This window comes from Lelliottia sp. 489 (genome assembly GCF_050435885.1).
Lineage (GTDB): Bacteria > Pseudomonadota > Gammaproteobacteria > Enterobacterales > Enterobacteriaceae > Enterobacter > Enterobacter nimipressuralis.
Genome location: NZ_JBNDLC010000003.1, coordinates 156,477 through 168,864 on the forward strand (window position 1 = coordinate 156,477; position 12,388 = coordinate 168,864).

The 12,388-nt window shown below is 58.4% G+C and carries 12 protein-coding genes; 8 read left to right on the plus strand and 4 right to left on the minus strand.

The genetic code is table 11. The annotated features are described in order from the left end of the window. Position 1 precedes the first annotated feature (1 nt). From hycC to hycA, 3 genes are all read right to left on the minus strand, one after another. Positions 2-1,828 carry a formate hydrogenlyase subunit 3 gene (gene hycC / locus ABIE11_RS12005; RefSeq protein ID WP_429184572.1) on the minus strand — a complete coding sequence of 609 codons (1,827 nt, stop codon included), beginning with the start codon at positions 1,826-1,828 and terminating at the stop codon, positions 2-4. Continuing rightward, on the minus strand, positions 1,825-2,433 hold the full coding sequence (locus ABIE11_RS12010) for a 4Fe-4S dicluster domain-containing protein (RefSeq protein WP_100779154.1): 609 nt from the start codon (positions 2,431-2,433) through the stop codon (positions 1,825-1,827). Before ABIE11_RS12010 ends, hycC begins: the two co-directional genes overlap by 4 nt. Positions 2,434-2,504: 71 nt before the next feature. Then, entirely contained in the window at positions 2,505-2,960 is a 456-nt protein-coding gene (gene hycA / locus ABIE11_RS12015; RefSeq protein ID WP_100779153.1) for a formate hydrogenlyase regulator HycA, read from the minus strand. A 210-nt stretch (positions 2,961-3,170) separates the two neighbouring features. Between hycA and hypA the strand changes: the two genes are divergently transcribed. From hypA to flhA, 6 genes are read left to right on the plus strand one after another with little or no spacing between them, the layout of a single operon-like run. Then, positions 3,171-3,521 (plus strand): hydrogenase maturation nickel metallochaperone HypA, encoded by a 351-nt coding sequence (gene hypA, locus ABIE11_RS12020; RefSeq protein ID WP_107702949.1) that lies wholly within the window; start codon positions 3,171-3,173, stop codon positions 3,519-3,521. Between the two features lie 3 nt (positions 3,522-3,524). Beyond that, the gene (hypB, locus tag ABIE11_RS12025; protein ID WP_100779151.1) at positions 3,525-4,388 is read left to right on the plus strand and encodes a hydrogenase nickel incorporation protein HypB; all 864 of its coding nucleotides are present in this window, start codon (positions 3,525-3,527) and stop codon (positions 4,386-4,388) included. Further along, entirely contained in the window at positions 4,379-4,651 is a 273-nt protein-coding gene (locus ABIE11_RS12030; RefSeq protein WP_429184573.1) for a HypC/HybG/HupF family hydrogenase formation chaperone, read from the plus strand. Before hypB ends, ABIE11_RS12030 begins: the two co-directional genes overlap by 10 nt. Before the next feature lie 3 nt (positions 4,652-4,654). Further along, on the plus strand, positions 4,655-5,776 hold the full coding sequence (gene hypD / locus ABIE11_RS12035) for a hydrogenase formation protein HypD (protein WP_429184574.1): 1,122 nt from the start codon (positions 4,655-4,657) through the stop codon (positions 5,774-5,776). Next, complete coding sequence (hypE, locus tag ABIE11_RS12040; RefSeq protein ID WP_312156630.1) at positions 5,773-6,783, plus strand: hydrogenase expression/formation protein HypE; 1,011 nt, start codon at positions 5,773-5,775, stop codon at positions 6,781-6,783. Before hypD ends, hypE begins: the two co-directional genes overlap by 4 nt. A 60-nt stretch (positions 6,784-6,843) precedes the next feature. Then, on the plus strand, positions 6,844-8,916 hold the full coding sequence (gene flhA / locus ABIE11_RS12045; protein ID WP_429184575.1) for a formate hydrogenlyase transcriptional activator FlhA: 2,073 nt from the start codon (positions 6,844-6,846) through the stop codon (positions 8,914-8,916). Between the two features lie 27 nt (positions 8,917-8,943). On the opposite strand, the gene ABIE11_RS12050 is transcribed toward flhA, so the two are convergent. Further along, on the minus strand, positions 8,944-9,288 hold the full coding sequence (locus ABIE11_RS12050) for a nitrous oxide-stimulated promoter family protein (RefSeq protein WP_100779146.1): 345 nt from the start codon (positions 9,286-9,288) through the stop codon (positions 8,944-8,946). A gap of 187 nt (positions 9,289-9,475) precedes the next feature. On the opposite strand from ABIE11_RS12050, the gene ABIE11_RS12055 reads away from it, so the two are divergent. Both ABIE11_RS12055 and mutS read left to right on the plus strand, forming a co-directional pair. Then, positions 9,476-9,706, plus strand: a complete 231-nt coding sequence (locus ABIE11_RS12055; protein ID WP_102105440.1) for a SymE family type I addiction module toxin — start codon at positions 9,476-9,478, stop codon at positions 9,704-9,706. Positions 9,707-9,819: 113 nt separating this feature from the next. Next, positions 9,820-12,381 carry a DNA mismatch repair protein MutS gene (gene mutS, locus ABIE11_RS12060; protein ID WP_429184576.1) on the plus strand — a complete coding sequence of 854 codons (2,562 nt, stop codon included), beginning with the start codon at positions 9,820-9,822 and terminating at the stop codon, positions 12,379-12,381. Positions 12,382-12,388 lie beyond the last annotated feature (7 nt).

Sequence of the window (12,388 nt, forward strand, 5' to 3'; positions counted from 1 at the left end):
GTCAGGCTCCTCGGGAAATCACAATCACCACCAGCACCGCCAGCTCGACCACGGCGAGACGACGGAACAGCATCGGTGCAGCCGCGCTTTGCCAGCCGGGAATTATCTTCACCGGGTTGAGCGCGTGGCGCAGTTTCAGGACAAAGGCGAAGTTCTCTTTCACCGGCATCGCAAAACCGTGGGCGGTGATGACCATCGATTGTTCGTGCTCGTACCCGCACGCCCATGCCGTTCCGCGTGAGCGCGCAGGCAGACGGTCGCGTTTGAAGAACATCATCAGCACCAGCGGCAACAGCGGCGTGGCGATCAGCAGCAGGGCAATCATCGGCTGGGAAACAGCGGTGTGCGCGGTCGTGAGCGGTAGCGGAACCGCACTCCCCAGCAGCGGCAGCAGCCACGGCGCGGCAACGCCACCCGCGATGCAGCACAGGGCCAGCAGAACCACGCTTGCGGTCATCAGCGCCGGTGCACTGTGGGCATTTTCTGCCTCCGGAGTACGCGGTGCGCCAAGGAAGGTGACGCCGTAAACTTTCGCCATACACATCACCGCCAGCGCCCCGGTGATCGCGAGGCCGACCGCCAGCATTGGCCCGAGCAGACGGGCAATAAAGAGGTCGCTCTGACCCAGCGCAAAGAAGGACTGGTAGATCACCCACTCACCGGCAAAACCGTTGAGCGGCGGCAGTGCGGCCATCGCCATCAGCCCCACCAGCATCGCGAGCGAAATCAGCGGCATTTTTTTGCCGATACCGCCCAGCTTTTCGATATCGCGATGCCCGGTGCGGAACCAGACGCTGCCCGCCCCCAGGAACAGGGTGCTTTTAAACAGGCTATGGTTAACCAGATGATACAGCCCGCCGATAAACCCGGCGGCGACCAGCGCCGGATGGTTCAGCGCCAGCCCCGTCACACCCGCGCCTAAGCCAAGCAGGATGATGCCGATGTTTTCCAGGGTGTGATACGCCAGCAGGCGCTGGATGTTGTGCTCCATCAGGGCGTACAGCCCGCCGACAAAAGCGGTGATCATCCCGGCAATCAACAGCACCACGCCCCACCACAGCGGCGGTTGGCCACCGATAAGCGAAAGCGTGAGGATGCCAAACAGACCGACTTTCATCACCACCGTCGAGAACAGCGTCGCGGCGGGCGCTGACGCAGTGGCATGCGCCTGCGGCACCCAGCTGTGCAGCGGAATAATCCCCGCCAGCAGACCAAAGCCGACCACGCCAGAAAGCCAGATATCGGCCCCAAATGGCAGCAACTGCGCGCGGGCGCTCAGCAGATCCAGGTCAAGCGTGCCGTAGCGCTGCCACACCAGCCAGCAGGTGAGCGCCAGCAAAAGGGTGCCGAGACGCCCCAGGAAAAACCACAGTTTCCCGGACGGGCTGCATCCCGTGAGGAACACCCCGCACAGCGCCATGATCTCCGCCATTACGACCAGCGCAGCCAGGTTGCTGGCCACCACGGTACAGACGGCGGCGGCGAGCAGCAGATTGACCAGCAGGCCGTTCGGTTTGGTCTGCGGGTGACGGTGCCAGTCAATATTAAACAGACTGACAAACAGCCCGCACAGGCCAAAGGTCACCAGCCAGATCGCATTCAGCGGCGTGAGCTGAAGAGTGTGGCGAATCAGCGGCATGACGCCTTCTGCATGGACACCCTGCGTCAACACCATGAATCCGGCTATCGCCGTGATGACACTCCCCACCGCGCCGCCGATTCCGGCAATCCATCCGCTGAGGGTTTTGTGAAAAGAGAAGACCAGCGCCAGCACCGCCGTCGCAGCAAAGCAGGCTACGGCGGTGTTAATCAGATAGACAGCGTTCATTTCGCCCCCTCGTTTTGCGCCTGAAACAGCGACAGATCGCCAAAGTCGGTATTAATGGTCAGTTCGCGTTTGCGCTTACTGGTGCGAGCGATATCGTGGATATTTACCAGAATCAGCGCTTTAGTTGGGCAGGTGCGTACGCAGGCGGGGCCTTGTTCATCAAAGCTGCACAGATCGCACTTCACCGCCACGGCGCGCACGCCCGGCACCCAGTCCAGCAGGGTACTGACGCGAGCCGGTGCGGGAGGCGCAGGCGGCGCTTTTGGCGAATTGGCATTGGCCGGAATATGCAGCGGGCGGCTGCCAGAAAATTCAATCGCACCAAACGGGCAGGCGATGCCGCACAGTTTGCAGCTTACGCACAGGCTTTCGTTCAGCTGAACAGCGCCATCGATACGGTTGATGGCATTCACAGGACAGACGCCCGCGCAGGGAGCATCCTCACATTGATGGCAGAGCTGCGGGGCAGACTCTTTTTCATTACGCATAACGCGCAGGCGCGGCATGGACTGCAGCCCGTGCAGGCGGTGTGTTTCGGAACACGCCGCTTCACAGGTGTGGCAGCCAATACAGACCGTCGAGTCAGCAATTACAAAACGGTTCACCGGGTAGTCCTCAGGACAGTGTCATTTTTGACGACGGACGTGCCATATCGACACATCTCGACACGCAAGCATCAGGCCGTGTGCGGTTCGCTGGTAAGCGACTGCAGATTCACCGGCAAATTGTGCTCGACCGCGGAATAGAGGCCGTTGTAAACCGGCGCGATTTTTTCCAGATAGTGTTCAAGCACCTGGTGGCGATCGCGGGTGCTAACGTGGCCGTCAACCATACCGTCGATCATCAGCTGCGCCTGTGCAATCCGCTGTCTGTCGCCATCTTTGGTCTCGACGTGATACTCAATGACGTGGCTGTTAAAGGCATCGGCCAGGGTGACGTAAATCGTAAAGTGGCCGAACAGGATGAAGCACAAATCCTCTTGCGCCGCACAGCTCATCGCGTGGTGCAGATGGGCTTTTGACAGGGTGATGCCCTGAACCAGTGAGTTGCAGTAGAGGTGCCACTGCTCCTGTAATTGTTGATGGCGTTGCGCAATGTAATCCGCTTTTTCGCTAAGTTCCCAAATAGTCATCTCAGGTATCCGGTTAATGGAGATAGCGGCTGTTAAGCAGATTTTGTGCCAGTTTTTATCTTGCTGATAATTAACGATTTAAAAATAAAACAGACTGTCAAAACGCATGTGTCGACGTGTCATTTCGTCAGCGCCGTCATCGACACTCCCTTTCCTAAATCAGGCTGGCATCGTTATTGCATCACCGCCCCAAATCACCGAGGAGGCGTCATGCACGAAATCACCCTCTGCCAGCGAGCGCTGGAACTTATCGAACAGCAGGCGAAGCAGCACCACGCAAAACGCGTCACCGGCGTATGGCTCAAAGTCGGGGCATTTTCCTGCGTCGAGCCAGGTGCCCTCACCTTTTGCTTTGAGCTGGTGTGTCGCGACACGCTGGCAGAAGGCTGCGAGCTGCATCTCGAAGAGCAGCAGGCCGAATGCTGGTGCGAGACCTGCCAGCAGTACGTCACGTTGCTGTCATCGAAAGTGCGAAGCTGCCCGCAGTGTCAGAACACCGGGCTTCGCATCGTCGCGGACGACGGTTTGCAGATCCAGCGCCTCGAAATAGACCAGGAGTAAATCATGTGTAGTACCTGCGGTTGCGCCGAAGGCAACCTGTATATCGAAGGGGATGAGCATCGCCCCCACTCCGCGTTTCGCTCCGCACCCTTCTCTCCCGCGCCGCGCAAAGTGGCGGCGCTGACCGGCATCACTTTTGCCCCGAAACAGTCTGACGCGGGCGATCTGCACTACGGCCACGGTGAAGCGGGCACGCATGCGCCGGGCATGAGCCAGCGCAAAATGCTGGAGGTCGAAATCAACGTGCTGGATAAGAACAACCAGCTCGCCGCCCGCAACCGTGCGCGTTTCGCCGCTCGCCAGCAATTAGTGCTGAACCTGGTGTCCAGCCCCGGTTCCGGTAAAACCACGCTGCTGACGGAAACCCTTAAACGTCTGAATCACCGCGTCTCCTGCGCGGTAATCGAAGGCGATCAACAGACCGTTAATGATGCGGCGCGCATTCGTGAAACCGGCACCCCGGCCATTCAGGTGAATACGGGCAAAGGCTGTCATCTGGATGCGCAGATGATTGCCGACGCCGCGCCGCGTCTGCCTCTTGCCGATAACGGCATTCTGTTTATCGAAAACGTCGGCAATCTGGTCTGCCCGGCCAGTTTTGATCTCGGCGAACGGCATAAAGTGGCGGTGCTGTCGGTGACAGAGGGCGAGGACAAGCCGCTGAAATATCCGCATATGTTTGCCGCCGCCTCGCTGATGTTGCTTAACAAAGTTGACCTGCTGCCGTATCTCAATTTTGACGTTGAGAAGTGCCTGGCCTTTGCCCGGGAAGTGAACCCGGAGATTGAAATTTTGCTGGTTTCCGCCACCAAGGGGGACGGCATGGAGAGCTGGCTGGCCTGGCTGGAGAACGAACGATGTGCATAGGCGTTCCGGGACAAATCCGCGATATCGACGGTAATCAGGCCAAAGTGGACGTCTGCGGCATACTGCGCGATGTCGATTTAACGCTGGTGGGCGCGGTTGACGAAAACGGTGCCTCGCGCCTCGGCCAGTGGGTTCTGGTGCACGTCGGTTTTGCCATGAGCGTGATTAACGAAACCGAGGCCCGTGACACCCTGGCGGCGCTGCAAAATATGTTTGAAGTGGAGCCAGACGTCGGCGCCCTGCTGTTTGGCGAGGAGCGATAAATCATGCGCTACGTTGATGAATATCGCGCGCCGGAACAGGTGATGCAGCTTATCGCACACCTGAAAACGCGCGCTGCGCGGCTGGATTACACCGCAGAGCGCCCGCTGCGCATCATGGAAGTGTGCGGCGGCCACACCCATGCGATCTTTAAATTCGGTCTCGATCAGCTCCTGCCCGATAACATCGAATTTATCCACGGTCCTGGCTGTCCGGTGTGCGTGCTGCCGATGGGCCGCATCGATAGCTGCATTGAGATTGCCCGCCAGCCGGACGTCATTTTTTGCACCTTTGGCGACGCGATGCGCGTACCGGGGAAAAACGGTTCGCTGATGCAGGCCCGCGCACACGGCGCGGATGTGCGTATCGTCTACTCGCCGATGGATGCCCTGAAGCTGGCGGCAGAGAATCCGGCACGCAAAGTGGTCTTTTTCGGCCTGGGGTTTGAAACCACCATGCCCGCCACGGCCATCACCCTACAGCAAGCAAAAAAGCAGAATCTGACCAATTTTTTCTTTTTTTGTCAGCACATTACGCTTATCCCGACTCTGCGAAGCCTGCTGGACGAACCCGACAACGGGATCGATGCGTTTCTGGCGCCGGGCCACGTCAGCATGGTGATAGGCACCGAGGCCTATGGGTTTATCGCCGCAGAGTATCATCGCCCATTAGTGGTGGCTGGATTCGAACCACTTGATCTACTACAAGGCGTGAACATGCTGGTTGAGCAGAAAATAGCAGCCCTGAGTTCGGTAGAAAATCAGTACCGCCGCGTGGTCCCCGATGCGGGCAACCGGCTGGCGCAGCAGGTCATCGCCGAAGTATTTAGCGTCGAAGGCGACAGTGAATGGCGCGGGCTAGGTTTGATCGCGCAGTCCGGCGTGCATCTGACCGCCGCGTATCAGGCATTCGACGCCGAAGCGCATTTCCGCCCGCAGCCGCAGCAGGTGTGCGACGATCCCCGAGCCCGCTGTGGGGCGGTGTTAACCGGCAAATGCAAACCGCATCAATGCCCGTTATTTGGCAACACCTGTAATCCGCAAACAGCGTTTGGCGCGCTGATGGTTTCGTCCGAAGGGGCCTGCGCCGCGTGGTATCAGTACCGCAATCAGGAGTGTGAAGCATGAAGACGGTGGAAATGGCCCACGGCAGCGGCGGCCAGGCGATGCAGCAGCTGATTGGCCAGCTGTTTATGGCAGCCTTCGATAATCCCTGGCTGGCCGAGCAGGAAGATCAGGCGCGTATCGCGCTCTCTTCCCTCACCGCGCAGGGCGACCGGCTGGCGTTTTCCACCGACAGCTACGTCATCGACCCGCTGTTTTTCCCCGGCGGTGATATCGGCAAGCTGGCGGTGTGTGGCACGGCGAATGATGTGGCGGTAAGCGGGGCAATCCCCCGCTATCTCTCCTGCGGCTTTATCCTCGAAGAGGGCCTGCCGATGGAAACGTTAACCACCGTCGTCAACAGCATGGCGCAGACCGCGCGCGACGCAGGTATTGCGATTGTCACCGGCGATACCAAAGTGGTGCAGCGCGGTGCGGCAGACAAACTGTTTATCAATACCGCAGGCATGGGCGCGATCCCGGCGGAGATCCACTGGGGGGCGCAGCAGCTTACCGTCGGTGATGTGCTGCTGGTGAGCGGCACGCTGGGCTGTCACGGCGCGACGATCCTGAATCTGCGCGAAGGGCTGGGGCTGGACGGCGAACTGCGCAGCGACTGCGCGGTGCTGACGCCGCTTATCCAGACTTTGCGCAACTGCGCAGGCGTTAAAGCCCTGCGCGATGCCACGCGCGGCGGCGTAAATGCGGTGGCTCACGAGTTCGCCGCCGCCAGCGGTTGCGGCATTGAGCTGGTAGAAAGCCAACTGCCCGTCAAACCGGCGGTGCGCGGGCTGTGCGAACTGCTTGGCCTGGATCCGCTAAACTTTGCCAACGAAGGCAAACTGCTGATTGGCGTTGAACGCAGCGCAGCCGAAAACATACTGGCACAGCTGCGCAGCCATCCGCTGGGGCAGAACGCCGCGATCGTTGGGGAGGTGGTGGAGCGCAAAGGGGTGCGACTGACCGGCCTGTATGGCATCAAGCGCACACTGGATTTACCACACTCAGAACCGTTACCCCGAATTTGCTAGAACCGCGCGAAAAGCGGTCAGCACTGTTTCTCTTTTTTTGCCAGTTTCTTTGGAAGCGATATGTCGTATACACCGATGAGCGATCTTGGACAGCAAGGGCTGTTTGATATTACGCGTACACTTTTACAGCAGCCCGACCTGGGTTCACTGAGCGATGCCCTCACACGGCTGGTCAGGCAGTCTGCCCTCGCAGACAGCGCCGCGATTGTGCTCTGGAACAGCACCAGTCATCGCGCCAGCTACTATGCTACGCGCGATAACGGCAAGCCTGTCGAATATGAAGATGAAACGGTGCTGGCGCACGGCCCGGTGCGTCGTATTCTGTCGCGCCCGGACGCCCTGCACTGCAATTTCGACGAGTTTCGCCAGGCCTGGCCACGGCTTGCTGAAAGCCCGCTGTATGCGCCCTTCGGTCATTACAGCCTGCTGCCACTGGCGGTGGATGGGCGTATCTTCGGCGGCTGTGAGTTTATCCGTAACGCCGATCAGCCCTGGAGCGAGGCAGAGTACGAGCGCCTGCATACCTTTACGCAAATTGTCAGCGTGGTGGCGGAGCAGATCCACAGCCGGGTCACGGATAATGTCGACTACGATCTGCTGAGCCGCGAGCGTGATAACTTCCGCATTCTGGTCGCCATTACCAATGCGGTGCTCTCCCGGCTGGACATGGACGAGCTGGTGAGCGAAGTCGCCAAAGAGATCCATCACTACTTCAAAATAGACGCCATCAGCATCGTGCTGCGGGGTCATCGCAAGGGCAAACTGACGATTCATTCCACCCACTATCTGGATGAAACTAATCCGGCCCATGAGCAGAGCGAAGTTGACGAAGCCGGAACCTTGTCCGAACAGGTGTTTAAAAACAAAGAGATGCTGCTGCTCAACCTGAGCGAGCGCGACGAGCTGGCCCCCTACGAGCGAATGCTGTTTAACTCCTGGGGCAACCAGATCCAGACCCTGTGCCTGCTGCCGCTAATGTCTGGCAACACCATGCTCGGCGTACTGAAACTGGCCCAGTGTGAAGAGCACATCTTTACCACCACCAACTTAAAGCTGCTGCGCCAGATTGCCGAGCGCATCGCCATCGCCCTCGATAATGCGCTGGCGTATCAGGAGATTCACCGTCTGAAAGAGCGGCTGGTGGATGAGAACCTGGCTCTGACGGAACAGCTGAACAATGTCGACAGCGAATTCGGCGAGATCATTGGCCGCAGCGACGCGATGTTCAGCGTGCTCAAGCAGGTGGAGATGGTGGCCCAGAGCGACAGCACGGTGCTAATCCTCGGCGAAACCGGCACCGGTAAAGAGCTGATCGCCCGCGCGATCCACAATCTGAGCAACCGCAACAGCCGCCGAATGGTGAAAATGAACTGCGCGGCGATGCCGGCAGGACTGCTCGAGAGCGATCTGTTTGGTCACGAACGCGGGGCGTTTACGGGCGCAAGTACCCAGCGCATCGGTCGTTTTGAGCTGGCCGATAAAAGCTCGCTGTTCCTCGATGAAGTGGGCGATATGCCGCTGGAGTTGCAGCCAAAACTGCTGCGCGTGCTGCAGGAGCAGGAGTTCGAACGCCTCGGCAGCAACAAACTGATCCAGACCGACGTGCGCCTGATCGCCGCCACTAACCGCGATCTGAAAAAGATGGTTGCCGATCGCGAGTTCCGTAACGATCTCTACTATCGCCTGAACGTGTTCCCGATTTGCCTGCCTCCCCTGCGCGAACGTCCGGACGACATTCCGCTGCTGGTTAAAGCCTTTACCGCCAAAATCGCCCGCCGGATGGGGCGCAATATCGACAGTATTCCGGCGGAAACCCTGCGCACGCTCTCCGCGATGGAGTGGCCGGGCAACGTCCGTGAGCTGGAAAACGTTATTGAGCGGGCGGTGCTGTTAACGCGCGGTAACGTGTTACAGCTCTCTCTGCCGGAGCTGATGGTTGCAGAAAATCCGCTGCCTGCGGCAGAACTTCCGCAGGAGGGTGAGGACGAATACCAGCTGATAGTCCGCATTCTAAAAGAGACCAACGGCGTGGTCGCCGGGCCGAAAGGTGCCGCGCAGCGCCTGGGGCTGAAGCGCACCACGCTGCTTTCACGCATGAAACGGCTGGGTATTGAAAAGGATATGCTGGTCTAGACGCGATATGCCGTGCCCGGCACGGCATCACGTCTTCGGACGATATTTTTCTGGCAGCTCTGGCACCGGGCGGCGATCGTCAATCAGATGACGAATCGTCAAAATCGGGTGACGCCACAGCATTCGCGGCCCTGCCCAACGCATAATCTGCTTCATCTCTTCGCGTTTTGCGGGCTGGTAGCAATGAACCGGGCACTGCTTGCAGGCGGGCTTCTCTTCACCAAACACGCATTTATCCAGACGTTTTTCCGCATAGGCTTTCAGCGCCTGATAATGCCCTGCCTCATGTGTGGCCGCCGGGCATTGCTGTTCATACAGGGCAATCATTTTCCCGATAGTCTCTTTTTCGCGGGAGAGGCGTTTTCCTGACATGTCACGTTACCGGTTAATAAAGTGCATTTATAATACATTTTTATATCCCCTGTTTCAGCCCGATTTCATCATTTGCATTTCATTTTCTGAAGGCCGCTTCCAGTTTTAAACCGACTCCCGGCGCATTTCACTGGTATTTTATACAGGTAAATCTAAAGCCATCCTGGCCGCTGTTAAGGGAGTTTTTATGTCTGACATGATCATTGCTCAACCCCATCGCCATCTTAAAGTGGGCTACTTCAGAAAGCGTCACGAAGATCGGAAGACCAAAATTCCGAAGCGCTACAGCGTACACCCCGCCCTCAGCCTGAAAGGCGACTGGCTGGAACAGGCAGGATTTAAAACAAATTCACAGGTGCGGGTGAGGGTCGAACACGGGAAATTGCTCATTGAGCTGATGGATGAAGCGGCGGCGTAAACTCGCGACTTTTTACTGCGCCACGCCATTTTTTCATGCGACAATAGAGGGAATTAACGAGCTGTGGGTCGCTCAAAACGCAACAATTTCAAAGAAATGGATATCATAACTCCATGAGCACAATCGACAATTTAACCGCGCATACCCCGATGATGCAGCAGTACCTGAAGCTGAAAGCTCAGCATCCGGAAATTCTGCTGTTTTATCGTATGGGCGACTTTTACGAGCTTTTCTATGACGATGCCAAACGGGCGTCGCAGCTGCTCGACATCTCTCTGACCAAACGTGGCGCGTCAGCAGGTGAACCGATCCCGATGGCCGGGATCCCGCATCATGCAGTGGAAAACTATCTGGCGAAGCTGGTGAATCAGGGTGAGTCCGTTGCCATCTGCGAACAGATAGGCGATCCGGCGACCTCCAAAGGCCCCGTTGAGCGCAAGGTTGTGCGCATCGTTACGCCGGGTACCATCAGCGACGAAGCGCTGTTGCAGGAGCGTCAGGATAACCTGCTCGCCGCCATCTGGCAGGACAGCAAAGGCTACGGATACGCCACGCTGGATATTAGCTCCGGGCGTTTTCGCCTGAGCGAACCCGCCGACCGTGAAACCATGGCGGCAGAGCTGCAGCGCACCAATCCGGCGGAACTGCTTTACGCCGAAGATTTCGCCGAGATGGCCCTGATTGAAGGGCGTCGTGGTCTGCGCCGTCGACCGCTGTGGGAGTTCGAAATTGACACGGCTCGCCAGCAGTTAAACCTGCAGTTTGGCACCCGCGACCTGATTGGTTTTGGTGTAGAGAACGCCCCGCGCGGTCTCTGCGCTGCAGGCTGCCTGCTGCAGTACGTGAAAGACACGCAGCGCACCACCCTGCCGCACATTCGCTCAATTACCATGGAGCGTCAGCAGGACAGCATCATCATGGATGCCGCTACGCGCCGTAATCTGGAGATCACTCAGAATCTGGCCGGTGGGGTTGAAAACACGCTCGCGGCGGTGCTCGACAGTACTGTCACGCCGATGGGCAGCCGTATGCTTAAACGCTGGCTGCATATGCCGGTGCGCGATACGGCAGTGCTGAAAAGCCGCCAGCAGACCATTGGCGCGCTGCAGGACCGCTTTACAGAATTACAGCCCGTGCTGCGCCAGGTAGGCGATCTGGAGCGTATTCTGGCCCGTCTCGCGCTGCGTACTGCGCGTCCGCGCGATCTGGCCCGTATGCGCCACGCCTTCCAGCAGTTGCCTGAACTGCGCGCGCAGCTGGCGGAAGTCGACAGCGCGCCGGTGCAAAAGCTGCGCGAAAGCATGGGTGAATTTACCGAGCTGCGCGAACTGCTGGAGCGCGCGGTTGTGGAAGCGCCCCCGGTGCTGGTTCGCGACGGCGGTGTGATTGCCCCGGGTTACAACGAAGAGCTGGACGAATGGCGTGCCCTGGCAGACGGGGCCACTGATTATCTGGATAAGCTTGAGATCCGCGAGCGCGAACGTCTGGGCCTGGATACCCTGAAAGTCGGCTACAACGCGATTCACGGCTATTACATTCAAATCAGCCGTGGACAGAGTCACATGGCGCCGATTCACTACGTTCGTCGCCAGACGTTGAAAAATGCCGAACGCTACATTATTCCAGAGCTGAAAGAGTACGAAGACAAAGTTCTCACCTCCAAAGGCAAAGCCCTGGCATTGGAAAAGCAGCTTTATGAAGAGCTGTTCGACACCCTTCTTCCGCACTTGGCTGATATGCAGTTGAGCGCAAGCGCGCTCGCCGAGCTGGATGTGCTGGTGAACCTGGCAGAACGCGCTGATACGCTCAATTACACCTGTCCAACATTCAGCGAAAAACCAGGTATACGCATTGCCGAAGGGCGTCATCCGGTGGTTGAGCAGGTGCTCAACGAGCCGTTTATCGCCAACCCGCTGAACCTCTCCGCCCAGCGTCGCATGCTGATCATCACCGGCCCGAACATGGGCGGTAAAAGTACCTATATGCGTCAGACTGCGCTTATCGCCCTGCTGGCTTATATCGGCAGCTATGTTCCGGCGCAGAGCGTGGAGATTGGTCCTATCGATCGCATCTTCACCCGCGTGGGGGCGGCGGACGATCTGGCCAGTGGCCGCTCGACCTTCATGGTCGAGATGACCGAAACCGCTAACATTCTGCACAATGCGACGGAAAACAGCCTGGTGCTGATGGATGAGATCGGTCGCGGTACCTCTACCTACGATGGTCTTTCCCTTGCATGGGCGTGCGCTGAAAGTCTGGCGAATAAGATCAAAGCCCTGACTCTGTTTGCGACGCACTACTTTGAACTGACGCAACTGCCAGAGAAAATGGAGGGTGTCGCCAACGTTCATCTGGATGCGCTTGAGCACGGCGATACCATCGCTTTCATGCATACGGTGCAGGACGGAGCGGCCAGCAAGAGCTACGGCCTGGCGGTTGCCGCGCTGGCGGGCGTGCCAAAAGAGGTGATTAAACGCGCGCGCCAGAAACTCCGCGAGCTGGAAAGCCTGTCGCCGAACGCTGCTGCGACGCAGATTGACGGCTCACAGATGTCGTTGCTGACGCTGGCAGAAGAGACCTCACCGGCGCTCGAAGCGCTGGAGAATCTCGATCCAGACTCTCTGACGCCGCGTCAGGCGCTGGAGTGGATCTATCGCCTGAAGAATCTGGCGTGAATTATCT

Bases quoted from the DNA above. Each gene is read 5' to 3' on its own strand.
- hycC (WP_429184572.1), bottom strand. From the start codon at position 1,828: ATGAACGCTGTCTATCTGATTAACACCGCCGTAGCCTGCTTTGCTGCG.
- flhA (WP_429184575.1), top strand. From the start codon at position 6,844: ATGTCGTATACACCGATGAGCGATCTTGGACAGCAAGGGCTGTTTGAT.
- hycA (WP_100779153.1), bottom strand. From the start codon at position 2,960: ATGACTATTTGGGAACTTAGCGAAAAAGCGGATTACATTGCGCAACGC.
- hypD (WP_429184574.1), top strand. From the start codon at position 4,655: ATGCGCTACGTTGATGAATATCGCGCGCCGGAACAGGTGATGCAGCTT.
- mutS (WP_429184576.1), top strand. From the start codon at position 9,820: ATGAGCACAATCGACAATTTAACCGCGCATACCCCGATGATGCAGCAG.
- ABIE11_RS12030 (WP_429184573.1), top strand. From the start codon at position 4,379: ATGTGCATAGGCGTTCCGGGACAAATCCGCGATATCGACGGTAATCAG.
- ABIE11_RS12055 (WP_102105440.1), top strand. From the start codon at position 9,476: ATGTCTGACATGATCATTGCTCAACCCCATCGCCATCTTAAAGTGGGC.
- hypE (WP_312156630.1), top strand. From the start codon at position 5,773: ATGAAGACGGTGGAAATGGCCCACGGCAGCGGCGGCCAGGCGATGCAG.
- ABIE11_RS12050 (WP_100779146.1), bottom strand. From the start codon at position 9,288: ATGTCAGGAAAACGCCTCTCCCGCGAAAAAGAGACTATCGGGAAAATG.
- hypA (WP_107702949.1), top strand. From the start codon at position 3,171: ATGCACGAAATCACCCTCTGCCAGCGAGCGCTGGAACTTATCGAACAG.
- hypB (WP_100779151.1), top strand. From the start codon at position 3,525: ATGTGTAGTACCTGCGGTTGCGCCGAAGGCAACCTGTATATCGAAGGG.